The sequence below is a fragment of the Saccharothrix sp. NBAS 001 genome (genome assembly GCF_056640475.1).
Genome location: NZ_CM153251.1, coordinates 8,036,613 through 8,061,165, shown reverse-complemented (window position 1 = coordinate 8,061,165; position 24,553 = coordinate 8,036,613). Strand labels below are relative to the sequence as shown.

At 73.6% G+C, this 24,553-nt stretch carries 23 protein-coding genes; 15 read left to right on the top strand and 8 right to left on the bottom strand.

The genetic code is table 11. The annotated features are described in order from the left end of the window. Nucleotides 1-111: 111 nt before the first annotated feature. Genes AC0HI0_RS35485 through AC0HI0_RS35455 form a run of 7 tightly spaced genes read left to right on the top strand, consistent with a single transcriptional unit; the run spans nt 112 to nt 6,008 of the window. On the top strand, nt 112-1,200 hold the full coding sequence (locus AC0HI0_RS35485; RefSeq protein WP_480927842.1) for an efflux RND transporter periplasmic adaptor subunit: 1,089 nt from the start codon (nt 112-114) through the stop codon (nt 1,198-1,200). After that, the gene (locus tag AC0HI0_RS35480) at nt 1,197-1,865 is read left to right on the top strand and encodes an ABC transporter ATP-binding protein (RefSeq protein WP_480927841.1); all 669 of its coding nucleotides are present in this window, start codon (nt 1,197-1,199) and stop codon (nt 1,863-1,865) included. Before AC0HI0_RS35485 ends, AC0HI0_RS35480 begins: the two co-directional genes overlap by 4 nt. Then, nucleotides 1,862-3,031 carry an ABC transporter permease gene (locus AC0HI0_RS35475; RefSeq protein ID WP_480927840.1) on the top strand — a complete coding sequence of 390 codons (1,170 nt, stop codon included), beginning with the start codon at nt 1,862-1,864 and terminating at the stop codon, nt 3,029-3,031. Before AC0HI0_RS35480 ends, AC0HI0_RS35475 begins: the two co-directional genes overlap by 4 nt. A gap of 17 nt (nt 3,032-3,048) precedes the next feature. Next, on the top strand, nt 3,049-3,486 hold the full coding sequence (locus AC0HI0_RS35470; protein ID WP_480927839.1) for a hypothetical protein: 438 nt from the start codon (nt 3,049-3,051) through the stop codon (nt 3,484-3,486). Between the two features lie 10 nt (nt 3,487-3,496). Next, on the top strand, nt 3,497-4,171 hold the full coding sequence (locus AC0HI0_RS35465; protein ID WP_480927838.1) for a response regulator transcription factor: 675 nt from the start codon (nt 3,497-3,499) through the stop codon (nt 4,169-4,171). Between the two features lie 2 nt (nt 4,172-4,173). Then, the gene (locus AC0HI0_RS35460; protein WP_480927837.1) at nt 4,174-5,490 is read left to right on the top strand and encodes a sensor histidine kinase; all 1,317 of its coding nucleotides are present in this window, start codon (nt 4,174-4,176) and stop codon (nt 5,488-5,490) included. Nucleotides 5,491-5,513: 23 nt separating this feature from the next. Continuing rightward, nucleotides 5,514-6,008 carry a hypothetical protein gene (locus AC0HI0_RS35455; RefSeq protein ID WP_480927836.1) on the top strand — a complete coding sequence of 165 codons (495 nt, stop codon included), beginning with the start codon at nt 5,514-5,516 and terminating at the stop codon, nt 6,006-6,008. On the opposite strand, the gene cydB is transcribed toward AC0HI0_RS35455, so the two are convergent. Then, entirely contained in the window at nt 6,005-7,006 is a 1,002-nt protein-coding gene (gene cydB, locus AC0HI0_RS35450) for a cytochrome d ubiquinol oxidase subunit II (RefSeq protein ID WP_480927835.1), read from the bottom strand. The genes AC0HI0_RS35455 and cydB overlap by 4 nt on opposite strands. 9 nt (nt 7,007-7,015) lie before the next feature. Then, entirely contained in the window at nt 7,016-8,497 is a 1,482-nt protein-coding gene (locus tag AC0HI0_RS35445; protein WP_480927834.1) for a cytochrome ubiquinol oxidase subunit I, read from the bottom strand. 330 nt (nt 8,498-8,827) lie between these two features. Here AC0HI0_RS35445 and AC0HI0_RS35440 point away from each other — a divergent pair, with 330 nt between their 5' ends. Beyond that, nucleotides 8,828-9,424, top strand: coding sequence for a TMEM165/GDT1 family protein (locus AC0HI0_RS35440; RefSeq protein WP_480927833.1), 597 nt, complete (start codon nt 8,828-8,830; stop codon nt 9,422-9,424). 3 nt (nt 9,425-9,427) lie between these two features. Here the strand turns inward: AC0HI0_RS35440 and AC0HI0_RS35435 are convergent, their stop codons facing one another. The 4 genes from AC0HI0_RS35435 to AC0HI0_RS35420 form a co-directional block, all read right to left on the bottom strand. After that, complete coding sequence (locus tag AC0HI0_RS35435) at nt 9,428-10,102, bottom strand: hypothetical protein (protein ID WP_480927832.1); 675 nt, start codon at nt 10,100-10,102, stop codon at nt 9,428-9,430. A 271-nt stretch (nt 10,103-10,373) separates the two neighbouring features. After that, nucleotides 10,374-11,045 (bottom strand): IclR family transcriptional regulator, encoded by a 672-nt coding sequence (locus AC0HI0_RS35430; RefSeq protein ID WP_480927831.1) that lies wholly within the window; start codon nt 11,043-11,045, stop codon nt 10,374-10,376. Between the two features lie 7 nt (nt 11,046-11,052). Further along, nucleotides 11,053-12,231: a fumarylacetoacetate hydrolase family protein gene (locus AC0HI0_RS35425; RefSeq protein ID WP_480927830.1), complete on the bottom strand. Its 1,179-nt coding sequence runs from the start codon at nt 12,229-12,231 to the stop codon at nt 11,053-11,055. Further along, nucleotides 12,228-13,094: a hypothetical protein gene (locus AC0HI0_RS35420; protein WP_480927829.1), complete on the bottom strand. Its 867-nt coding sequence runs from the start codon at nt 13,092-13,094 to the stop codon at nt 12,228-12,230. Before AC0HI0_RS35420 ends, AC0HI0_RS35425 begins: the two co-directional genes overlap by 4 nt. Before the next feature lie 69 nt (nt 13,095-13,163). Between AC0HI0_RS35420 and AC0HI0_RS35415 the strand changes: the two genes are divergently transcribed. The 6 genes from AC0HI0_RS35415 to AC0HI0_RS35390 all read left to right on the top strand — a co-directional run bounded on the left by AC0HI0_RS35415 (nt 13,164) and on the right by AC0HI0_RS35390 (nt 22,509). Continuing rightward, nucleotides 13,164-14,339, top strand: a complete 1,176-nt coding sequence (locus tag AC0HI0_RS35415) for a homogentisate 1,2-dioxygenase (protein ID WP_480927828.1) — start codon at nt 13,164-13,166, stop codon at nt 14,337-14,339. 39 nt (nt 14,340-14,378) lie between these two features. Then, nucleotides 14,379-15,647: an SWIM zinc finger family protein gene (locus tag AC0HI0_RS35410; RefSeq protein ID WP_480927827.1), complete on the top strand. Its 1,269-nt coding sequence runs from the start codon at nt 14,379-14,381 to the stop codon at nt 15,645-15,647. A 950-nt stretch (nt 15,648-16,597) separates the two neighbouring features. Beyond that, a complete protein-coding gene (locus tag AC0HI0_RS35405; RefSeq protein ID WP_480927826.1) occupies nt 16,598-18,028 on the top strand; it encodes a DUF5691 domain-containing protein in 1,431 nt (476 codons plus the stop codon). Continuing rightward, the gene (locus tag AC0HI0_RS35400; RefSeq protein WP_480927825.1) at nt 18,025-19,107 is read left to right on the top strand and encodes an ATP-binding protein; all 1,083 of its coding nucleotides are present in this window, start codon (nt 18,025-18,027) and stop codon (nt 19,105-19,107) included. The genes AC0HI0_RS35405 and AC0HI0_RS35400 overlap by 4 nt, the downstream gene beginning before the upstream one ends. Then, nucleotides 19,107-21,305, top strand: coding sequence for a DUF5682 family protein (locus AC0HI0_RS35395; protein WP_480927824.1), 2,199 nt, complete (start codon nt 19,107-19,109; stop codon nt 21,303-21,305). The genes AC0HI0_RS35400 and AC0HI0_RS35395 overlap by 1 nt, the downstream gene beginning before the upstream one ends. 25 nt (nt 21,306-21,330) lie before the next feature. Beyond that, nucleotides 21,331-22,509 (top strand): VWA domain-containing protein, encoded by a 1,179-nt coding sequence (locus tag AC0HI0_RS35390; protein WP_480927823.1) that lies wholly within the window; start codon nt 21,331-21,333, stop codon nt 22,507-22,509. Between the two features lie 9 nt (nt 22,510-22,518). Here AC0HI0_RS35390 and AC0HI0_RS35385 read toward each other — a convergent pair whose 3' ends face one another. Together AC0HI0_RS35385 and AC0HI0_RS35380 are read right to left on the bottom strand one after the other, a co-directional pair. Continuing rightward, nucleotides 22,519-22,995 (bottom strand): hypothetical protein, encoded by a 477-nt coding sequence (locus AC0HI0_RS35385; RefSeq protein WP_480927822.1) that lies wholly within the window; start codon nt 22,993-22,995, stop codon nt 22,519-22,521. Between the two features lie 134 nt (nt 22,996-23,129). After that, nucleotides 23,130-23,609 (bottom strand): hypothetical protein, encoded by a 480-nt coding sequence (locus AC0HI0_RS35380; protein ID WP_480934459.1) that lies wholly within the window; start codon nt 23,607-23,609, stop codon nt 23,130-23,132. 185 nt (nt 23,610-23,794) lie between these two features. On the opposite strand from AC0HI0_RS35380, the gene AC0HI0_RS35375 reads away from it, so the two are divergent. Next, a complete protein-coding gene (locus tag AC0HI0_RS35375; protein ID WP_480927821.1) occupies nt 23,795-24,553 on the top strand; it encodes a DUF2470 domain-containing protein in 759 nt (252 codons plus the stop codon).

Below are 24,553 nucleotides of genomic sequence, written 5' to 3'. Positions count from 1 at the left end.
GGTCCTGCCGGGTGCTGCGCCGTCCGGTCGCAACCCCGGCGACGCACCCTTCAGCGGACTCCCAGGAAACTCGCAGGCCCCGCACAGCCGGGACCCAGAGGATCGGACTCCATGACACGCCGCACGTGGATCGTCAACGGGTCGCTGGTGGTGGTGCTGGTCGCCGCCGGGGCCGGCGCATACCTGGCCTTCGCCGACACCGGCACCGCCGCGCCCTCGACCGCCCGCACCGCCGCGGCGACCACCCGTGACGTCGCCCAGGTGGTGACCGCCGCGGGCGCGGTGCAGAGCGCCTACCAGGCCGACCTCGACTTCACCACGTCCGGCGTGGTGACCACGATCGGGGTCAAGCCCGGCGACGCGGTGACCAAGGGCCAGACGTTGGCCACCCTCGACACCACCCAGCTGCAACTCCAGGTCGACATCGCCCAGGACAACCTCGACCAGGCCCGCGACACCCTGGCCAACGCCAAGTCGCCCACCGCCGGGCAGCGCTCGGCGGTCAACCAGGCCACCCTCGCCCTCGCCCAGGCCCAGGACAACCTCGCCGGGGCCACCCTGACCGCGCCCGCCGACGGCACCGTGACCGCCGTCACCGGCCAGGTCGGCAAGAAGACCGGCAGCGGGTCGAGCGGCAACTCCGGCAACACCGCCAACACCGCGTCGGCCGGCGGCGGCGCGTTCATCACCATCACGGACCTGAAGAACCTGGTGGTCAAGGCGAACGTGGCGGAGAACGACGTCTCCCGGCTCAAGGCCGACCAGCAGGCCACCGTCACCGTGAACGCGCTGCCCGACCGGTCGGTGCAGGCCAAGGTCACCCAGGTCGACCTGCTGCCCACCACCGCCCAGAACGTCGTGCAGTACGGCGTCGCGCTGTCGCTGGCCGACCCGCCGGAGGGGCTGCGCCCCGGCCAGTCCGCCGGCGTCGAGATCACCGTGGCGGAGGCCAAGAACGCCTTGGCGATCCCCGTCGCCGCGCTGACCGGCACCACCGTCCGGGTCCTCGACAACGGCCGGGAGACCGCGAAGAACGTCGAGGTCGGGGTGCGCGGCGACCAGTACGTCCAGATCACCTCCGGGCTCACCGAGAACGAGCAGGTGGTGCTGCCGCAGGTGACCGCGCCGACGCAGCAGAACACCAACCGCACCGGCCAGAACTTCCCCGGCGCGGGCGGCAACCGGGGCGCGGGCCGGTGACCCCGGTGATCGAGGTCCGCGACGTCACCAAGACCTACGGGTCCGGCGACACCGCCGTGCACGCGCTGCGCGGCCTGAGCCTCACCGTGGCCGAGGGCGAGTACCTGGCGATCATGGGCGCGTCCGGCTCCGGCAAGTCGACCCTGCTCAACATCCTGGGCTGCCTCGACGTCCCGTCCTCCGGCCGCTACCTGCTCGACGGCATCGACACCGGCGAGTTCGGCGAGCGCCGGTTGTCGTTGCTGCGCAACCGGAAGATCGGGTTCGTCTTCCAGTCGTTCAACCTCGTCCCGCGCACGACGGCACTGGCGAACGTGGAGCTGCCGCTGGTCTACGCGGGGCTCAACCGCAAGGACCGCCGGGCCCGGGCCGAGGCGGCGCTGGACCTGGTCGGCCTCGCGGACCGCGGGTCCCACCGGCCCAACGAGCTGTCCGGCGGCCAGCAGCAGCGCGTGGCCATCGCCCGCGCGCTGGTGACGAGCCCGGCGATCGTGCTGGCCGACGAACCGACCGGCAACCTGGACTCGCGCAGCAGCGACGAGGTGCTCAAGGTCCTGGACCGGCTCAACGGCGCGGGCCGCACGGTCGTGCTGATCACGCACGAGGACGAGGTGGCCGGGCACGCCTCGCGGACCGTGCGGGTCACCGACGGGGTGCTGGCGTGAGGCCGCTGGACCTGGCCGCGTCGGCGCTGCGCGGCCTGGCCGCCAACAAGATGCGCTCGGCGCTGACCACGCTCGGCATCCTGATCGGGGTCGCGTCGGTGATCCTGCTGCTCGCCGTCGGCAACGGGGCGGCGCAGGCCGTGCAGGACAGCATTTCCGGGCTGGGCACCAACATCCTGACCATCTCGCCGCAGCGCGGCGCGCAGCTCACCCAGGCCGACGCGGACGCCATCGCGGGCGCGCCGGGCGTCGAGCACGCGTCACCGGTCAGCTCCACCCAGGCCACGGCCGGCTACCAGGGCCGCAGCCGGTCGGTGGCGCAGTTCCTGGGCAGCGACCCGACCTACTTCGACACCACCAAGTCCACGCCCGCGCAGGGCAGCCTGTTCACCGACGAGGACGTGCGGCAGGCCCGCAAGGTCGTGGTGATCGGCGCGACCGTCGCGCAGGAGCTGTTCCCCGGCGTCGACCCGGTCGGGAAGTCGTTGCTGGTGAACAACATCCCGTTCACCGTGCGCGGCGTGCTGAACGCGAAGGGCTCCAGCGGCCTCCAGGACGCCGACGACACCGCCGTCGCGCCGCTGACCACCGTGCAGAGCGCGCTGACCGGGTTCAAGAGCCTGAGCCAGATCGTGGTGCAGGCCGACGGCGCGGACGCCGTCGCGGGCGCGCAGGCCGAGGTCGCCGCGATCCTCGACGGCCGGCACCGGATCACCGACGGCCAGGCCGACTACCGGGTGCTCAGCCAGGAGCAGCTGCTCACCGCGCGCACCCAGACCACCGGGACGTTCACCGTGCTGCTCGCCTCGGTGGCCGCGATCTCGTTGCTGGTGGGCGGGATCGGCATCACCAACATCATGCTCGTCACGGTCACCGAGCGGATCCGCGAGATCGGCATCCGCAAGGCCGTGGGCGCGCCGCGCGGCAGCGTGCTCGGCCAGTTCCTGGTGGAGGCCACGCTGCTCAGCGTGTTCGGCGGCGCGCTCGGGGTGCTGGTCGGCGTGGTCGGCACCCGGTTCACCATCGCCGGCATCCAGCCGGTGCTCGTCCCGTCGTCGGTGCTGCTCGCGTTCGCGGTGTCGGCGCTGATCGGCCTGTTCTTCGGCAGCTACCCGGCGGGCCGGGCCGCGAACCTGCGGCCCATCGAAGCCCTCCGGCACGAGTGAAACCCTTGGAGCACCCCGTGAACCCGCTGGACCAGCCACTGCCCGAACCGGACCTGACCGCGCGCCCGCAGGCGGTGGGCCGGTCGACCGCGATCCTCGGCGCGGCGGCGCTGATGGCGGTCGCGTTCGTCGGCGGCGTCCTCACCCACCAGGCGTTCGGCGGCACCCCGACCGCCCAGGAGCAGGCCCGGCCGCAACAGCAGCGCGCCGGCGGCGGCGGGCCGACCCGGGCCGGCGGCGGCACGGCGGGCACGGTCGACCACGTCGACGGCACCACCCTGTACGTGAAGACGGCGAACGGCACCGTGGTCCGGGTGTCCACTTCGGACAGCACGAAGGTGGAGGTCGCGCAGGCGGGCGCGCTGGCCGACCTGGCGCCGGGCAGCCAGGTCGTGGTGCAGGGCCGGGCCGGTGACGACGGCACGGTGGCCGCGCAGACCGTGACCCGGCGATAGGAGGGGTCCGGTGCCGACGCTGCTGGTGGTCGAGGACGAGCCGAGCATCCGCGAACTGCTCGCGGTGAGCCTGCGGTTCGCCGGGTTCGCCGTGCACACCGCCGGGACCGGCGGCGAGGCGCTGCGGCAGGTGGAGAAGTCCGCGCCGGACCTGGTCCTGCTGGACGTGATGCTGCCCGACCGCACCGGGTTCGACGTGCTGCGGTGGCTGCGGTCGGGCGGCCACACCACGCCGGTGCTGTTCCTGACCGCGCGGGACGCCTCCGACGACAAGATCACCGGGTTGACCATCGGCGGCGACGACTACATCACCAAGCCGTTCAGCCTGGAGGAGGTCATCGCCCGGGTGAACGCGATCCTGCGCCGCACCAGCCCGCAGCCCGAGCCGACGCTCGGCTACGCCGACCTGGAGCTGGAGGTGGACAGCCACCGGGTGCGCCGGGCCGGGCGGCCGGTGGACCTCTCGCCCACCGAGTTCAAGCTGCTGCACTGCCTGCTGCGCAACGCAGGCCGGGTGCTGTCCAAGGCGCAGATCCTCGACCAGGTGTGGCAGTACGACTTCAACGGCGAGGTGGGCGTGGTCGAGTCCTACATCTCCTACCTGCGGCGCAAGGTCGACCACGTCGAACCGCACCTGATCCACACCGTGCGCGGGGTCGGGTACGTGCTGCGGCTGCCGGGCTGACCGTGCCGCTGCGGGTGCACCTGGTGCTGATCGTCGTGGCGCTCGCGGCGGCGGGCCTGTTCGGCACGTGGCTGCTCGGCTCCCAGGTGATGCGGCGCTACCTGCTCGACCAGGTCGACGCCCGGCTGGACCGGGTGAGCACGGCGGCGGCGCGGCAGGGCCGGGGGTGGGGGCCGCTCCAGCAGGACGCGGTCGTGCTGCGGACGGCGGACCACAGCACCGAGCTGACCTCGACCGAGCACCCGCCGGTGCTGCCGCCGTTCGGCGCGATGGTCGAGGGCGAGCACGTGACCGTGCCGTCCGACGGCGGGCCGCGTTGGCGGGCGGTGATGCGCCGCTCCGGCGACGCGGAGCTGGTGGTGGCCGTGGGCCAGGCCGACGTGGACGCCTCCGTCGACGACCTGCGGCGGGCGTTCCTGCTGATCAGCGCGGGGGCGCTGGTGCTGATGGCGGCGTCGGGGCACGCGCTGGTGCGGCGCGGGACGCGGCCGTTGGAGGAGGTGGAGGCGACCGCCGAGCTGATCGCGGCGGGCGATCTGTCCCGGCGGGTGCCGGTGCGCGGGCGCGGCGAGGTGGGCCGGCTGGGCGCGGCGCTCAACGCGATGCTCGGCCAGATCGAGGCCGCGTTCCTGGCCCGCGCCCGGTCCGAGCGGGCGGCCAGGCGCTCGGAGGAGCGGATGCGCCGGTTCGTCGCGGACGCCGGCCACGAGCTGCGCACCCCGCTCACCTCGATCCGGGGCTACGCCGAGCTGTACCGGCAGGGCGCGGCCACCCCGCGGGACGCGCTGCGCCGGATCGAGGAGCAGGCGGCCCGGATGGGCCTGCTGGTGGAGGACCTGCTGCACCTGGCCCGGCTGGAGCAGGAGCCGCCGCCGCTGCGCGCGCCGGTCGACCTGGTGGTGCTCGCCGCCGACGCGGTGCACGACGCGCGCGCCCTCGCGCCGGACCGGACGATCACGCTGAGCCTGCCCGACGGCGCGGCGCGGGTGCCCGGCGACGAGCCGAGGCTGCGCCGGGCGCTGCGCAACCTGCTGGACAACGCGCTCACCCACACCCCGCCGGACGCGCCGGTCGAGGTCCGGGTCACCGCCGACTCGGTCGAGGTCGTCGACCGCGGCCCGGGGCTGACGCCCGAGCAGGCGGAGCACGTGTTCGAGCGGTTCTACCGGACCGACGCCGCGCGCGGCCGCGACCACGGCGGCACCGGGCTGGGCCTGGCGATCGTGCGGGCCACCGCCGAGGCGCACGGCGGGCGCGTCGAGCTGGTCACCGCGCCGGGCCGGGGTGCGGCTTTCCGGGTGATCCTGCCGACAACGTGAACGTTCTTCCCTAACATCCACGCATGGGTGACGGCCTGGTGGACGTGGTCGGGGTCGGGCGCGGCCCGAACGTCGGGTGGCGGCTGCTCGGCCTGGCGTTCGGCCTGGCCGGGCCGATCACCGCGTGGTACGGCTACACCGACGACGGGCTGTGGTCCGCGCAGATGGTCGTCGGCACCGTGATGACCGCGCTGCTCACCCCGCTGGGGATCGGGGTTTGGCGCGGCACGACCCGGACGCGCAAGCGCTTGCTGCGGCTGGACGAGGTGGGCCTGCCCGCGACCGCCGAGATCCTGTCCGCGCGCGGCGACGGCGGCGAGGACGAGCGCGTCGACATGGTGCTGCGGATCAGCGGGCCGGACGTCGCGCCGTTCGAGGCCGACTACCGGTGCGCCATGAGTCCGGGCTACACGCCCGGCCGGCTGCTCACCGCCGTGGTCGACCCCGACGACGGGTCGTTCCTGATCCGCGAGGTGGAGGACGCCAACTGGCGGCCCCCACCCACGCCGGAGACCTAGGGCGTGTGCACCTCCGGGATGTGCCGGGTGCCGATCCGCTTGCGGAACACCCAGTACGTCCAGCCCTGGTAGACCAGCACGGCCGGGGTGCCGAACGCGGCCACCCACGTCATCACCGTCAACGTGTACGGGCTCGACGCCGTGTTCTCCACGGTCAGCGAGAACGCCGGGTCCAGCGTCGAGGGCAGCACGTTCGGGTAGAGCGCGCCGAACAGCGCCACCACCGACGCCGCCACCGCGACACCCATCAGCGCGAACGCCTGGCCCTCCCGCCGCAGCGCCAGCCGGGCCAGCGCCCCGAACGCCGCCAGCGCCACCACGATCGCCGCCGCGTAGGTGCCCACCGAGCCGAACCGGATCTGCACCACCAGCAGCAGGACCACCAGCGGCAGCAACGCGACCGGCGCGACCCGCAACGCGATGGCGCGCGCCCGCTCCCGCACCTCGCCCTCGGTCTTGAGCGACAGGAACACCGCGCCGTGCACCAGGGCGTAGCCGGCGACGGCCAGCGCGCCCAGCAGGCTCTCCCAGGTGATCGCGGCGAACGGCGACCCCACCCGGTCGCCCGCGGCGTCCAGCGGCAGGCCGAACACGTTGGCCGTGAGCACCAGGCCCACGCCCAGCGCCGCCACCCACGAGCCGGCCACGATCACCCCGTCCCAGACCCGCCGCCAGCGCGCCGAGTCGACCTTGCCCCGGTACTCGAACGCCACCCCGCGCCCGATCAGCGCGAGCAGGAACAGCACCAGCGGGATGTAGGTCGAGCTGAACAGCGACGCGTACCAGCCGGGGAACGCGGCGAACGTCGCGCCGCCCGCCACCAGCAGCCACACCTCGTTGCCGTCCCACACCGGGCCGATCGTGTTGATCAGCACCCGCCGCTCGGTCTCGTCCCGGCCGAGCACCGGCAGCAGCATGCCGACGCCGAAGTCGAAGCCCTCCAGGAACAGGTAGCCCAGCCACAGCAGGGCGATCACGCAGAACCAGAACGTCTCCACGGCTCCCCCTCAGTACGCGAACGACAGCACGTCGTCGTCGCTCTTCTTGTCCGGCTCGTCGGGCTTCTTGTCCGGCAGCACACCCGCGACCCCGCCGCGCACGTACTTGCGGATCAGGAACACCTCGACGCACGCCAGCACGCCGTAGACCGTCGTCAGGGCGATCAGCGAGGTCAGCACCTCGCCCACGGTCGAGTTCGAGACCGCCCGCGCGGTGAACATCCACACCCCGTCCACGCCGGTCGGGTTCGGCACCACCACGAACGGCTGGCGGCCCATCTCGGTGAAGATCCAGCCGAAGCTGTTGCCCAGGAACGGCGTCGCGATGCTGCCCAGCGCCAGCCACCGGAACCACCGGCCGCGCGGCACCGCCCGGCCGCCCCGGATCAGCCACAGCACCAGCAGCCCGGTCGCGGCCGAGATCGCGCCGAAGCCGATCATCAGCCGGAAGCCCCAGTAGGTGACGATCAGGTTGGGCACGTAGTCGATCGGCTTGCCCGACAGCTCGCCCAGCCGCTCGTCGACCGGGTAGTTCGCGCCGTACTTCTCCTGGTACATCGGGATCAGGTCCTCGATGCCCTTCACCTCGGTGCTGAAGTCGTTGTGCGCCAAGAAAGACAGCAGCGCGGGCACGGTGATGCTCTTGACGTTCTCGCAGTCCGGCCGGGTCACGTCGCCGACCGCGAACACCGAGAACGACGCGGGCGACTCGGTGTGGCACAGGGCCTCGGCGGCGGCCATCTTCATCGGCTGCTGCTCGAACATCAGCTTGCCCTGGAAGTCGCCGCTGATCGCCAGGCCCGCGAACGCCACCACGCCGACCCACGTGCCGAGCTTGACCGACGACCGCCACACCGGCTCCTCGGCCGACCTGCGCCACAGGTGCCAGGCGGCGATGCCGACCAGGAACGCGGCGGCCACCGCGAACGCGCCGAAGATCGTGTGCGGGAAGGCCGCGAGCACGGTGTTGTTGCCCAGCACCTCCCAGATCGAGGTCAGCCGGGGCCGGCCGTCGACCAGCTGCGCGCCCACCGGGTGCTGCATCCACGAGTTCGCGGCCAGGATGAAGTAGGCCGACGCCATCGTGGCCAGCGAGAACGCCCACGCGCAGGCCAGGTGCACCTTGCGCGGCAGCCGGTCCCAGCCGAAGATCCACAGGCCCAGGAAGGTCGACTCCACGAAGAACGCGACCAGGCCCTCCATCGCCAGCGGCGCGCCGAACACGTCGCCGACGAACCGCGAGTAGGCGCTCCAGGTCATGCCGAACTGGAACTCCTGCACGATGCCGGTCACCACGCCCATGGCGAAGTTGATCAGCAGCAGCTTGCCCCAGAACTTGGTCATCGCCAGGTACTTGCGGTTCCCCGTGCGCACCCAGGCCGTCTGCATCCCGGCGACCAGCAGCGACAGCCCGATCGTCAGCGGCACCATCAAGAAGTGGTAGACGGTGGTGATGCCGAACTGCCACCGCGCCAGGTCCAGAACTTCCACGGCCACGACGGTAAGTCGGCGGGCACGTTCCCGCTCAGGTACGACGGTCCCGTCGGGGCCGGGACCAAGGTCCCCCGGTGCGGGCGGCGTCACGTCGACCTGCACGGATGCGTGGACTACACTGGGCGGTGCCAGAGGGGAGTAGTTCCCGCGACCGTGTCTGTGCCGAGCGGTCCGGCGAGGTGATCGACATACTGGTCCGTCTTCGAACGGATCCGGTCCCTCACCCGTCTTCACGACGGGCGAACGAGACCTCCGGCCGGGCAGTGCATCACGCCCGGTCGGGGTCGTGCTGCCTCCGTCCGGGTTCCACCGGACGTGGAGGTACCCGTGGCACCGGAACTCATCGCGCTCGCTACGGCGTTCGGCGTCATCTTCCTGGCCGAACTGCCGGACAAGACGATGGTCGCCACCCTCGTCCTCACCACCCGCTACCGGGCCTGGCCGGTGTTCGTCGGCGTCACCGCGGCGTTCGCCATCCAGTGCGTGGTGGCGGCGACGTTCGGCGGCGTCCTGACCCTGCTGCCCGACCGGCTCGTCGCCGGCGTCGTGGCGGCGCTGTTCGGCGTCGGCGCGTTCCTGCTGCTCAAGGAGAGCTTCGCCAAGGACGACGAGGAGTCGTCCGACGGCTCGACCGCGCCGGCGGTGTCGTTCTGGCGGGCGGCGCTGACGTCGTTCGGCGTGCTGTTCGCGGCGGAGTGGGGCGACGCGTCACAACTGGCCACGGCGGCGTTGTCGGCGCGCTACGACGCCCCGGTGTTCGTGGGCGTCGGCGCGTTCCTGGCGCTGGTCGTCGTGGCGGGCATCGCGGTCCTGGTGGGCCGCAAGATCGCCGGCCGCATCCCGACCCACCTGATCCAGCGGGTCAGCGGCACCATCTTCGCGGTGTTCGCCGTGGTCGCCGCCTGGCAGGCGATCGTCGGCTGACGCTCAACACGCGCCCGGCGCGAAATCCGAGATCATCCACGTGTTGGCGGGCGTGCGGCGGAACACGAACTCACCCTCGATCCGCGGCCCGCCCGCCACCAGCACCGAACACCCGGCGATGACGACCGTGTCGCCCTTCGCGGATTCCATCCGGGGCAGGCCGGGCCGTTCGTATTTCGACACGTCCCCGACTCCGGCCGCATATTTGCCGATCGCTGCGTCACAGGTGCCTTCACCGGTGTGCCGGGCGAATTTCTCGCGCGCCTCCTCCGAGAAAAGCATGCAGCCCCGAGCCCGGTCGTCGATGCCGATGCTCCTGTAGAGCATTCGCAGACCCGTTTCCGGGGAAGGAGGAAGCACCCGGTATCGCTCCCCGTCCGACACCGCGACGCCGGCCAACGCGTCCTCGTCCTCGGCTTCGCCCTCCTTCCAGGCCAGTACCGCGACCACCACCATGGTAAGCACGAACAGCAGCGCCACGACCTGGAGCGGACCCACCCGCACCGCCTGGAAACCCCTGTTCGCGACCTTCGTCGAGGTGAACCGGTCGCCCCGGAAGTCCCGGCCTTCGAAAGCCGGTGGCATCGCCCGGCCGGGGAACGGACCGGCGGGCGAGCCGACCTCGCGGGCCAACGCGTCGGCGAACCTCGGGTCCCGGAAGCAGATGTCCGCGACCACCGCCGCCATTTCGGCGTGACCGGCCGGGTCACCGGGCTCGCGCTCGAACCGGGTCAACGCGGCGGCACCCCGGGAATCGGACCGCAGCCGACCGGCCAACAACCACTGGAGCGGATCGGGCGGTCGTGAATTCGCCAGGTGCTCACCGAGCAGCGCCACCGCGGTGCGCGCCAGTGCCGGAATGTCCTGCGACACCCCGGAATACTAGCGCGACCACCCGCGAAAAAGACCGCGAATTCCACCGAAGGAATGAATCCGCATTTCTACGGAATCACCGCAGCGCGTCCGCGACCTCCTGCGCCGCCCGGACCACCTGCGGCCCCACGACGTCGCCGTCCAGCTTCTCCAGCGCCACCACGCCGACGCTCGCCCGCAGGCCGGGCACCCCGCGCACCGGCGCGGCCACGCCGAACGCGCCGGGCTGCAACTCGCCGGTCGAGTGGACCCACTGCCGCCCTTCCAGCGACAGCCCGATCGCCTTGCCGGCCGCCCCCCGGTGCACCGGGTGACGCGAGCCGACCCGGTACGCCACGTGGTACGCCGTCCACGACGGCTCCACGACCGCGACCGCCTGGGCCTCGGTCCCGTCCGCGACGGTGAGGTGCGAGGTCGCCCCCACGTGCTCCGCCAACGTCCGCAACGCGGGCTGCGCAGCCAGCCGCAGCTGCGGCAGCACGTTGGACGCCAGCCGCAGCACGCCCAGCCCGAGCCGCACCTTGGACCCCTCGCGCCGCACCAGCCCGCGCGACTGCAACGGCACGAGCAGCCGGTACACCGCCGCCCGGGACGCGCCGATGGCGGCGGCCAGCTCGCTGATCGACGGGGCCTCCGACTCGGCGTCGGCCACCGCCTGGAGCAGGGCGAGGCCCCGCTCCAGGGTCAGCGAACTCTCCTTGGACCCGGCGGGCACGGGCAGTCGGCCGCGCGGGTCGGGTCTGACCACCGGTCGCCTACCTTTCCGTGTCGGCGGGCGCGATCATGCCGACCACCTCGGCCAAGCCGACCAGCGAGCCGTGTTCGCCGGGGGCGGTCGCGGTGATCCGCACCGTGTCGCCGTCCTCCAGGAACGTCCGGCCGCCGTCGACGTCGACCTGCTCCTTCCCGCCCCAGCTCAGCTCCAGGAAGGAGCCGCGCTCGTCACGGGAGGGACCGGAGACGGTGCCCGACGCGATCAAGTCGCCCGGCCGAACGGTAGCGCCGTTCGCCGACAGGTGCGCGAGCTGCTGCGCGAACGTCCACGACATCTCGCGGAACGGGGGCCGCGAGACCAGCGTCCCGTTCCACTCGACCTCGATCCGCACGTCGAGCCCCCACGGCCGTTCTTCGGCCAGGTAGGGCAGCACGTCGTGACCCAGCGACGGCGGCGTCACGCGGGCGACCGCGAACGCCTCCAGCGGGGTGATCCACGCCGAGACCGAGGTGGCGAACGACTTGCCCAGGAACGGCCCGAGCGGCTGGTACTCCCACGCCTGGATGTCGCGCGCGGACCAGTCGTTGACCAGGGCCACGCCGAACACGTGGTCCACGGCCTGCGACGGGGTCAGCCGCGACGCGACCGGCCCGCCGCACACGAACCCGACCTCGGCCTCGATGTCCAGCCGCAGGGACGGCCCGAACACCGGCCCCTCGGGCGTCTTGCGCTGCCCGTGCGGGCGGACGACCGGCGTGCCGGAGACGACGACCGTCCCGGCCCGCCCGTGGTAGCCGATCGGGATGTGGGTCCAGTTGGGCAGCAGCGGCTCGCCGTCGGGCCGGAAGATCCGCCCGACGTTCTCGGCGTGGTGCCGCGACGAGTAGAAGTCGACGTAGTCGGCGACCTGGAAGGGCAGCACCTCGCCGCCCAAGGCCGCCAGGACGGCCCCACGTGGCGCTGAGGGCGCCGTGACGAGTTCCAGCACCCGGGCCCGCAGTTCGCTCCACGCGGGCCTCCCTGCGGCCAGCAGCGGGTTCAAATCGCCTGCCGACACCAACGGGGCCAGTGCCCCGAAGTGGTCGGCGATGGGCCGCAGCGGCAACGCCTGGTCGCCGACGCGCACCGCGATGCCGTCGTCCCCGAGCACGCCGTAAGGCAGGGTCTGCGGCCCGAAGGGCGCGTCGGCGACGAACGCCGGGTCTTCGATCCAGGTCACAGGAGGCCCAGTTCTTCGAGGTCGGTGACGGGCTCGTCGAGCGAGCACGAGCCGTAAGAGGCGAATACCCCGCGCACGGCGTGCGCGGCCTGGTCGGACAGCCCGGTGGCCTCGGCCGCGAGTGCTTCCTTGTCCGACGACGACAGCGCGTCCCGCACGTCGCCGCCGGACAGGGCGCGCGCGGTCGCCACGAGGAGGTTCAGGAACCCGTGGTGGGTGAACCCGGTCTTCTCGTCGGTGTACCGGACGGCGTGGTGCAGCCCGGCGGTGGCTTTGAACGCGACGCCGCCCGCGGAGACCACCGACAGGAAGTCGGCGACCTCGTCCACGCTGGGGAAGTTCTCCCGGGAGAGACCTCCGCAGCGCAGCTTGGGCCAGCTGCCGTGCTCGATGACGCGGCGCACGCCGTCGAGCCACTCGGGGGCGCCCCGGCGGGGCTCCACGACCCGGATCACGTCCTCGGGGACGAACTCCGAGACGCGTTCCAGCCACACCTCGTCCACGTCGGACGGGGCGGGCATCTCGACCATGCGCAGCGCGAGCAGCTCGCTGCGCGACTCGACGATCGACACGGCCTTGGGCACGCCGCCCAACCCGGTGTCGATGATCAGGGACAGCGCGATGGGCTTCACCGGCTTGACCTTGATCAGTTCGGTGATCAGCTCGGCCAGACGTGACGCGGGACACAGGAAAAGCCCCACCGCGCCGGCCCACTCGCCGGCCCGCGCGTCGAGGTGACCGCGGACGGCGTCGGGCATGGTCGCGTTGCCCGGCGGGAACAGCGCGGCGTCGTCGACTAGCCGCGCGAGCAGGGGCGGAGTGCCGCGTGGACCGGGCGCACGGAGTTCGAAGGCGCTTGACACGGCTGACACGCTAGTGGCGTACCGGTCAATGAACAAAGATGTCCGACTATCGAACGCCCGGAGTGAACGATGGCGTACTACCGCCAGGTGGGTGAGATCCCCCGAAAGCGCCACACGCAGTTCCGCACACCGGAGGGCGGGCTGTACGCGGAAGAGCTGATGGGGGTCGAGGGCTTCTCGGCCGATTCGGCCCTGCTCTACCACCGCCACCTGCCGACCGCGATCGTGAACGCGGAGACCGTCGAGGACGTCCGGGGCCCGCTCGCGGCGAACCTGCCGCTGAAGCCGCGCGCCTTCAAAACCCAGGATCTGACCTGGTCGGGTGACGTGGACGCGGTCACCGGCCGCCGTCGCCTGTTCGGCAACGCGGACGTGACGATCGGCTTCGTCACGGCCAACACCCCGAGCCCGCTGTACCGCAACGCGGCGGGTGACGAGCTGCTGTACGTCCAGTCCGGCGACGGGGTCGTGGAGACCATCTACGGCGCGCTCCCGGTCGGCGAGGGCGATTACGTTGTGTTGCCGACGTCGTGCACGTACCGCGTCGTGCCCGACAATCCGATGAACATCCTCGTGCTCGAAGCAACGGGTCACATCGGACCGCCGAAGCGCTACCTGTCGGCCAAGGGCCAGTTCCTGGAGCACTCGCCGTACTGCGAGCGCGACATCCGCGGTCCGGTCGAGCCGCTGCTGGTCGACGGCGAGGACGTCGAGGTGCTCGTGCGCCACCGCGCGGGCCTTACGCGGTTCACCTACGCCAACCACCCGTTCGACGTCGTGGGCTGGGACGGCTGCTTGTACCCGTGGGTGTTCCACATCCGCGACTTCGAGCCGATCACGGGCCGCGTGCACCAGCCGCCGCCCGTGCACCAGACGTTCGAGGGCCCCAACTTCGTGGTGTGCTCGTTCATGCCGCGCAAGGTCGACTACCACCCGCTCGCGGTGCCGGTGCCGTACAACCACGCGAACGTCGACTCGGACGAGTTGATGTTCTACGTCGGCGGCAACTACGAAGCCCGCAAGGGCTCCGGCATCGCCGTCGGCTCGCTGTCGCTGCACCCGTCGGGCTGCACGCACGGCCCGCAGCCGGGCGCGGTCGAGGCGTCGCTGGGCGCGGAGTTCTTCGACGAGACCGCGGTCATGGTCGACACGTTCCGCCCGCTGGAGCTGGGCGAGGCGGCGCTGGCCGCGGAGGACCCGAAGTACGCCTGGACCTGGGCACGCCGGGGCCCCGACCTGGGGTGATCGACTTTTTGTCGGTGGTCGCCGCTACCTTCGGCAACCATGGACGCACAAGCGGTTCTGGCCCTGGCACCCGACAGCCAGGTGGCGAGCAGCGCCACCCGGCTGGCCGGGTCGTCGGGCTGGTCCGGTTCGGGCCGCAGCGCCGAGGCGCTGTGGGGTCTGTGCAAGGGCAGCGGGCGCACCCCGTACCAGGTGTGCGTCGACCTGGCCGACCGGGCCGCGAAGTGCTCGTGCCCGTCCCGGAAGTTCCCCTGCAAGCACGGCCTGGCCCTGCAACTGCTCGACGCGCGCGAGCCGCTGCCCGCCGGTGACCCGCCGGACTGGGTGGTCGAGTGGCTCGACCGTCGGCAGAAGGTCGCCGCCCCGCCGGACACCTCGCCCGAGGCCGAGCAGCGCCGGGCCCGCGCGAAGGAGAAGACCGCGCGCAACCGGGCCGAGGCGGTCCGCGGCGGGGTCGCCGGCCTGGCCGACTGGCTGACCGACGTGGCCGGCGCGGGCATCGCCGGCCTGCCCGCGCGGGACGCGGCCTGGTGGCACGCGATCGGCGCGCGGATGGTCGACGCGCAGGCGAAGGGCCTGGCCTCGGCGCTGGAGGAGCTGCGGTCGGTGGTCGCGGCGGGCGGCCCGTCGTGGGCGCACGAGGCCGCCGACCGGTTGGGCGGGCTGCACCTGCTGGTGCGGCTGGCCGGCACGGACACCGACGTGGTGCGCCGCAGGCTGGGCTTCTCGGTGGCCGAGGAGGAGGTGCGGGCCGGCGAGTCCTGGTCGGACCACTGGCTGCCGCTGCTGAAGCTGGAGACCGACGACGGCCTGGTGCGCACCGTCCGCCAGTGGGTGTGGGGTCGGCGGCACGGCTGGGTGCTGGCCGTCCGGCACGCGGGCGGCGGCACCCGCCCGCTGCCGCCGCTGGCGCACGGCACCGAGGTGCGGGCCGTGCTGCACCCGTACCCGGGCCCGGCCCCGCGCCGGGTCGCCGTGGGCGACGTGGCCGCCGAGGAGCCGCCCGCGCCGCTGGCCGCGCCACCGGGCTGGCGGGAGGCGCTGGCGGGCCTCGCGGACGGCCTGGAGGCCGACCCGTGGCTGCGCCTGCACCCGCTGGGCTGCGCCGACGTCCGGCTGACGGCCGACACCCGACACCTGCTCGACCAGGCAGGCCGCGGCCTGCCGGTGCGCGACGACCGGGCGCTGGACCAGGCGGTCGCGCTGACCGGCGGCGAGCCGTTCGACGCGTGGGGCCTGTGGAACGGCCGCGAACTGCGCCTGGGCGCGGTAGCCGGACCGGGCCGCGCGCCGGAGGTGGTCGGATGAGCCCCACCACCGCTGAAAGTCGTCCCGCCGAGACCCAGCCCCGCGAGCACACCACCCACCACAACGGCCGCCCCCACCGCGAAACGGCACGACGCAGCACGCACCCTGCCCTGCCCGGTCGCGGAAGTCCGCTCCGCGAGCCGGCAGGCAGGTCGTCGGATGAGCCGCGCCACTACCAAAGCCCGCCCCGCTGCGACCAGCCCCGCGAGCACACCACCCACCACAACGGCCGCCCCCACCGCGAAACAGCAGGACGCAGCACGCAACCTGCCGTGCCTGGTTCCGGAAAACGGCTCTGCCAGCGGGCAGGAGGTCATCGGATGAGCCGTGCCACCGCCGGAGCCCGCCCCGCCGAGACCGAGCCCAAGAGCACACCACCCACCACAACGGCCGACCCCGCCACCACACAACAGGACGCGGCGCGCGGCCTGCCGTGCCTGGTTCCGGAAAACGGCTCTGCCAGCGGGCAGGAGGTCATCGGATGAGCCGTGCCACCGCCGGAGCCCGCCCCGCCGAGACCGAGCCCAAGAGCACACCACCCACCACAACGGCCGACCCCGCCACCACACAACAGGACGCGGCGCGTGGGCTGTCGTCGGCTCTGCCGGCCGGCGGGAGGTAGTCGGGATGAGCCGCGCCACCGCCAAAACCCGTCCCGCCGAGACCCAGCCCCGAGAGCACACCACCCACCACAACGGCCGCCCCCACCGCGAAACAGCAGGACGCAGCACGCAACCTGCCGTGCCTGGCGGCGGAAATCGACTCTGCCAGCGGGCGGGAGGTCATCGCATGAGCCGCGCCACCACCGAAACCCGCCCCGCCGCGACCAGGCCCGAGAGCACACCACCCACCCCGGCGGTCGACCCCACCACCACACGACAGGACGCGGCGCGCGGCCTGCCGTGTCCGGTCGCGGAAGGTGGCTCTGCAGGCCGGCGGGAGGTTGTCGGATGAGCGTGAAAACCGAGTGGGACGAGACCGTGCAGGCGTTGCTGATCGGCGCGCACCGGGCCGGCGCGGAGCCGGGCGAGCTGCTGGACCGGTGTGCCGCGCTGGGGGTGGCCGCGCACGCCGCCCGGCTGCCGGCCGTGCTCGACGTGCTGCCGCTGGCCGCCGCGCCCGTCTCCGCCGACCGGGTCGCGGACCGGGCGGCGCGGTCCGTGCTGGCGCAGATCCTGGCGCTGGACGACCAGATCCTGCTCACCGAGTGGTGCGGCCTGGCCGCCGCGCGCGGGGTCGTCGCGCACCCGAGGGAGCTGCCCGCGCTGCTCGGCCTGGCCACCGGCCACCCCGGGCTGCGCCAAGCGGTCGGCAAGGTGCTCGGCGCGCGCGGCCGGTGGCTGGCGTCGGTGCGGTCGGGCTGGGTGTGGGCGGTCGACGGCTCGTCCGACGAGGTCGACCTGGAGTCGGTGCTGGACCTGCCCGGCACCGCGCGCACCGCCGCGCTGCGCCGGGCCCGCGCCGCCGACCCGGCGGGCACCCGGGGGTTCCTGGCCGCGCAGTTCGCCGCGCAGCGCCGGGCGACCGACCGGCAGGCCCTGGTCGCCGCGCTGGAGACCGCGCTCTCGGCGGCCGACGAGCCGCTGCTGGAGCAGGCCCTGGACGACCGGGCGATCGGCGTGCACGACGAGGCGCTGCGGCTGTTGCGCGGCATCCCCGGTTCCCGGTTGGCCGAGCGCGCCGCGCAACGCCTGCACCGCGGGCTGTGGCTGACCGGGGACGGGTTCGACGTGCAGAGCGAGGAGCTGTGGACCGAGCGCGACCCGGAGCCGGAGGAGTCCCGCGACCTGCTGCGGGACGGTTCGGAGACGGGCGTGGCGGGCCGGTTGCGCGGTGCCGCGGCGAGCGTGCCGCCGAGCCACTGGACGAGCCGGCTGGGCACCGACGACGCGGGCGCGGCGAGCGAGTTGGAGCGCGGACCGTGGGCGGCGGCGCTGCTGCGCGGCGTGGCGCAGCGGCTGCGGTTGGCGGCGGACGCCGGGCCGTGGGCGGTCGCCGCGACCCGGACGCTGACCGGCATGGAGCAGCTGGAGATGCTGGCGACGCTGCCCGGCGAGCTGGCCGCCCGGACCATCGCCGAGGTGTCCCGCAACTGGAACTACGACCTGCTCGACCACGCCTGCTCGCAACTGCCCGCGCCGTGGTCGCCGGCCGCGACCGAAGACCTGCTGGCGCGCTACGCCGACATGCGCGACCCGAGGTGGCGGGCGGGCCGGCCGCCGGCCGTGCTGCTCGCCCGGGGCGACGCCGAGGTGCTCGGCGCGCACTGGGCCGCGATCACCGCCCGGTGGCCCGAGCAGACCGCCGACCTCGACGTGCTCCGCCTGCGGATGCAGCTCCGCGACGCCTTCACCCCCCGACCGGAAGGACACCTCCCGTGACCACCGAGACCGTGCTGCGCCCGTCCGCGGAGCAGGAGTACGCCGCCGAACTCGACGCCGTGGCGCGCGCGGACGACCGGGCGCGCCCGCCGCGCTGGCGGATGTCGCCGCAGGCCGTGGTCCGGTACGTGCTGGGCGGCACGCTGCCGGACGGCACGGTGATCACCCCGAAGTACGTCGGCGACCGCCGGCTGGTGGAGATCGCCGTCGGCACCCTGGTGACCGACCGCGCGCTGCTGCTGGTGGGCGTGCCGGGCACGGCGAAGTCGTGGCTGTCCGAGCACATCGCGGCGGCGGTGAGCGGCGACTCGACCCGGGTCGTGCAGGGCACCGCGGGCACCGGCGAGGACTCGGTGCGCTACGGCTGGAACTACGCGCGGCTGATCGCCGAGGGTCCGAGCGAGGCGGCGATCGTGCCGAGCCCGGTGATGTCGGCGATGCGCGAGGGCGCGGTGGCCCGGATCGAGGAGCTGACCCGGATGCCCGCCGAGGTGCAGGACTCGTTCATCACGATCCTGTCCGAGAAGTCGCTGCCGGTGCCCGAACTCGGCATCCAGGTGCAGGCCGTCGCCGGCTTCACGGTGATCGCGACCGCGAACGACCGCGACCGCGGCGTGAACCAGATGTCGTCGGCGCTGGCCCGCCGGTTCAACACCGTCGTGCTGCCGCCGCCCGCCACCGAGGACGACGAGGTGCGGATCGTCTCGGCGCGCGCCGCGCAGCTCGGCCGGGCGCTGGAGCTGCCCGCCGAACCGCCCGCCCTGGACGAGGTGCGCCGGGTGGTGCGGATCTTCCGCGAACTGCGCAACGGGTCCACAGTGGACGGTCGCACCCAGCTGAAGAAGCCCAGCGGCAGCCTGTCCACCGCCGAGGCGATCTCGGTGGTGACCAGCGGCATGGCGCTGGCCGGGCACTTCGGCGACGGCACGATCACCGCCGACGAGCTGGCGTCCGGTCTGCTGGGCGCGGTGGTGAAGGACCGCGTCTCGGACACCACCGCGTGGCAGGAGTACCTGGAGGCCGTGGTCAAGGAGCGCGCCGACTGGCGCGACCTCTACCGAGCGTGCCAGGACCGCTGATGGCCCGTGGACTCCCGGACCGGGTGACCCTGCTCGGCATCCGCCACCACGGCCCCGGCTCGGCCCGGATGGTGCAGGCGGCGCTGGCGCGCGTGCGACCGGAGCTGGTGCTGATCGAGGGCCCGCCCGAGGGCGACGCCCTGCTGGCGCACCTGCCGGACCTGGTGCCGCCGGTCGCGCTGCTGCTGCACGACGAGGCCGAGCCGTCGAGCGCCGCGTTCTGGCCGTTCGCGGAGTTCTCGCCGGAGTGGCGGGCCATGGTGTGGGCGCACCGCAACGGCGTGCCGGTGCGGTTCTTCGACCTGCCCGCCGCCGCGTCCCTCGCCGACGACCGCGCCGACGACCGCGCCGAGGACGGTTCCGCGCGGCCCCGGACCGCGCTCGACCCGCTGGGCGTGCTCGCCGAGGCGGCGGGCTTCGACGACCCGGAGCGCTGGTGGGAGGACGTGGTCGAGCACCACACCGACCCGGCCGACCTGGCCGAGGCGGTGACGGAGGCGATGACCGCGCTGCGCGAGGAGTTCGCCGACGAGGTCGACGCCCGGACCCTGCGCCGGGAGTCCGCGATGCGCCAGAACCTGCGCAGGGCGCTGAAGGACACCGACGGCGCGATCGCCGTGGTGTGCGGGGCGTGGCACGTCCCCGCGCTGACCGCCCTGCCGCCGGCCGCCGCCGACGCTGCGGCCCTGAAAGGCTTGCCGCGCAAGAAGATCTCCGGCACGTGGGTGCCGTGGAGCCACGGGAAGCTGGCCACCGCGTCCGGCTACGGCGCGGGCGTCGACTCCCCCGGCTGGTACGCCCACCTGTGGGAGTGCGCCCCGAAGGGCGACGCGGTGGCCCGCTGGTTCTCGCGGGCGAGCGCGGTGCTGCGCGCCGAGGACCTCCCGGCGTCCACCGCGAGCGCCGTGGAGGCGGTCCGCCTGGCCGACGCCCTGGCGGCGATGCGCGGCCGCCCGTCACCGGGCCTGTCCGAGGTGATGGAGGCCGCGAAAGCCGTGCTCTGCCACGGCGACCAGGTGCCCCTCGACCTCGTCCACGCCCGGCTCGTGGTCGGCGAACGCCTCGGCGAGGTGGGCGAGGACGTCCCGACCTCGCCGCTGGCCGCCGACCTCAACCGGCTGGCCAAGCGGCTGCGGCTGCCGTTCGACGCGACCCCGAAGCCGATCCGGCTGGACCTGCGCAAGGACACCGACCGGGAACGCTCGAAACTGCTGCGCCGGCTGGAAGTCCTGGGCGTCGCGTGGGGCACGCCGGACACCACCCGGACGCTCGGCACGTTCGCCGAGGCGTGGCAGCTGCACTGGCGGCCCGAGTTCGCGGTGGCGCTGGCGACCGCCGCCCGCCACGGCACCACGGTGGAGGCCGCCGCCCGACAGGTGCTGACCCGCCGCGCGGCCGACTCCACCCGCGTGGTCGACGCCGCCGGTGTCCTCGGGCAGGCCGTCGGCTGCGAGGTCGACCGGGCCGTGACCGCCGCCCGCGCCGCGCTGGACCGCTGCGCCGCCGCCGCGACCGACGCGCTGGAACTGCTGGCCGCCCTGCCGGACCTCGCCACCACCGTCCGCTACGGCTCGGTGCGCGGCACCGACCCGGAACTGCTCCGGGTCGCCCTGCACGGCCTGCTCACCAGGGGCGCGGTCGGCTTGGCGGTGGCGTGCCGCGCGGTGGACGACGACACGGCCGAGCGGGCCGTGGCGGCCGTCGACGGTGCGGACGACGCCGTGCGCCTGGCCGCCGACGAGGACCACCGGGCGACCTGGCGGCGGGCGCTGGAATCCCTGGTCGCCATGCCCGAGGCCCACGGCCTGCCCACCGGCCGGGCCACCAGGCTGCTGTGGGAGGCCGGGGCCCTCGACTCGGACGCGGTGGCCGCGCGGCTGCACCGGGCGGTGTCCCTGGCCACGGGCGCGACGGCGTTCGTGGCGGGTTTCCTGCGCGGCTCGGCGGCCCTGCTCACCGCCGACCCGAGGCTGTTCGGCGTGGTGGACGAGTGGCTGGCCGGGCTCGCGGGCGCGGACTTCGAGGCCGCCCTGCCGCTGCTGCGCCGCGCGGTCACCGACTTCACCCCGGCCGAACGCCGCATGCTCGGCGACCGGGTCAAGGGCACCGCCGCGGCGGGCCCGGACGCCGCGGACTGGGACGAGCCCCTGGCCGCCAGGCTCGCCGCCCACGTCCGGACCCTGCTCGCCACCACCTGACCCACCCACCAGCCGAGGAGTCCGCATGACCGACGAACGCCTGCGCCGCTGGCGGCTGCTGCTCGGCGGGGCGTCCGGCGACCTGGGCGCCCTGGCCGAGGACGACCGCCGCCGCGACGCGGCGCTGACCGGCCTCTACGGCGGCGGCGCGCCCACGACGGCGACCGACGCCCCCGACGCCAACGGCAAGCGCAGCGCGGGTCTCGGCGGTTCGTCGCCGGTGCTGCACCGCTGGCTGGGCGACATCCGCACGTACTTCCCGACCTCGGTGGTCCAGGTCATGCAGCGCGACGCGGTGGACCGCCTGGGGCTGCGCCAACTCCTGCTCGAACCGGAACTGCTCTCCGCCGTCGAACCCGACGTCGCCCTGGTCGGCACGCTGGTGTCGCTGTCCTCCGCGATCCCGTCGCGCACCAGGGAAACCGCGCGCGCCGTGGTGCGCAAGGTGGTGGAGGACATCGAACGCAGGCTGGCCGACCGCCTGCTGGCCGCCGTGCACGGCGCGATCGACCACGCGAAGCGCACCAGCCGGCCCCGGCTGTCCGACGTGGACTGGTCGCGCACGATCCGCGCCAACCTCAAGCACTACCAACCGGATCAGCGCACGGTGGTGGTCCAGGACCTGGTCGGCAACACCCGGCGCAGCCGGTCGGCGGCGCTCAAGGACGTCATCCTGCTGGTCGACCAGTCGGGGTCGATGGCCGAGTCGGTGGTCTACTCGGCGGTGATGGGCGCGAGCCTGGCCTCGCTCAAGGCGGTGGACACGAAGCTCGTCGTGTTCGACACCGAGGTGGTCGACCTGACCGAGGAGCTGGACGACCCGGTCGACCTGCTGTTCGCCACCCAGCTCGGCGGCGGCACGGACATCAACCGGGCGGTGGCGTACGGGCAGTCGCTGGTGCGCCGGCCGACCGACACGGTGCTGGTGCTGATCAGCGACCTCTACGAGGGCGGGGTGGCGCGCGAGTTGCAGCGCCGGGTCCGCGAGCTGGTGGCGAGCGGGGTGACGGTGGTGGTGCTGCTGGCGTTGTCGGACAGCGGGACCCCGGCGTACGACCACGAGCTGGCCGCGAAGCTGTCCGACCTCGGCGCGCCCGCGTTCGCCTGCACCCCGGACCGGTTCCCGGACCTGCTGGCGACGGCGCTGCGCAAGGAGGACGTCGCGACCTGGGCGGAGCGCAACGACATCGCGGTGGGCCGCTGACCCGCCGGACTAGCGGATCACCACCCGGCCGAGCGTGACGAACGGCGTGCCGAGGGTCAGCACGGCGGTGCGGCCCCGGTCGTCGGGGCCGGCCAGCCACAGGTTGCCGGTGCGCCGGACCTGCTCGCGCACCCGCTCGGGCATCTCGGGCAGCCGCAGGAACGTCCGGTCCGAGCCGTCGGTCTCCAGGTACGCCTGCCGGCCGACGCGCGCCCGTCCGGGCACGAACGACACGGCCACCTGGTGCCACGGGAACGACGCCACCAGCCGCCGCATCACCCGCCGGCTGAAGAAGTGCCGCAACCCCGGCGCCGCGAACTCGATGCACAGCGGGATCAGCACGAACACCCAGCGCGACCCGATCCACATCGACACCAGCCACAGCACGCCGAACGACAGCAGCGCGATGGCGATGAACCCGACCGCGCGGCGATCCGCCCGGGTCAGGCACCGCTGCGTCCACTCCTCGCCCACCACTGCTCCCACGAAACCAGATATTTCCGTCACCGGCTGGGCTAGCCGAAAAAATGATCATCAAAACCCCCGGAGACAAAACTCTCAGCAACCGGCCGCACCCGGACGATCACGCCACGACACCACCGCCCGGTCGCAGCCCTCGGTCAGCGCCGGCGGACCCGGGCCGGGAACAGGCGCGGAACGCCGCCGAAGGTGACCACCGTGTTGCCCCACCGGTCGGGGGCGACCAGCCACGCCCGGCGGTACCGGCTGATCCGGCCGCGCGCCAGCGGCCCGGCGCTCACGTCCAGCACGAACGACCGCTCCCCGTGCACGACGAGCAGCCCGTTGCGCCAGTGCACCCGCACGTGCTGCCACTCCCGGTCCGACAGCACCGGGGCCAACGGTCGCCGCCGGGCCGCCGCCACCACCACGACCACCACCGAGAACCCCAGCAGGACGACGGGCAGGTCGGACCGCACGTCCGCGACGTACACCAGGGCCAACTGCCCGCCGAACGCGAGCACGCCGAGGACGACCCACGCGAACGCCCGTCGACTTGCGATCTCCAGGCAGTGCCGGGTCCACTGGTCATCGAGCGCCGCACCTTCGGTGGACGGCTTCTTCGGCACGACCACGGGCACCTCCGCCAAGGCGGAGACCAGGCTAGAGCCACTACCCTCGCCACGTCAGCGGGCAACCACGAAGCGATCCCGGCGCCGGGCCGCGACCCGGCCGGGGCCGCGGTCCCACGGGGTGATCCGCCGATAGAGGGACTACCGCGCACGGCAGCCGGCAAGTTAGGCTGCCCTAAGTTGGGAGGTGAGCGGTGACCGAGAACCGTCGACCGCCCGCCCCGCACCCGGCGGAGCGCGCGCGGACCATCGCCGCACGGGGTGGGCGCGCGGCCCTGCTGCCGTCGGACGGCACGGAGAACCGGGTGGCCCCGGTGCTGCACCACGTGCACGCCTGCGGCGACGCCACGATCCTGCTGCCGGACGAGCACCCGCTGACCGGGGCGGCGCGCGGCACCGAGATCACCGCCATGCTGGAGATCGCCGACCACGCGGCCGTGCAGCTGCGCGAGCCGGTCCGGGGCCTGCTGTGGATCACCGGCTGGCTGCGCACGCTCGACCCGCAGGAGGCGCGCACCGCGTGCCTCGACGTGGCCGACGAGCGCCCGGACCCGCGCCTGCTGGACGTGGGCCACGGCGCGTCGGTGCTGCGGCTGAGCCCGGCGTCGCTGGTCGTGGCCGACGCGGAGGGCACGACGTCGCTGCGCCCGGAGCTGTTCGCGCAGGCCGACCCGGACCCGTTCCACCGGCAGGAGGACCACTGGCTGCGGCACCTTGAGCTGTCGCACCGCGACGTGGTCGGCCTGCTCGCCGCGCACCTGCCCGAACAGCTGCGCGGCGGTCACGTCCGCCCGCTCGGCCTGGACCGGTTCGGGCTGCGGCTGCGGGTGGAGGCCGAGCAGGAGGACCACGACGTGCGGATCGCGTTCTCCCGCCCGGTGGCCACGGCGGGCGAGCTGGCGGTGGAGCTGCGCCGGCTGATGGGCTGCCCGTTCCTGGCGCAACGGGGCTAA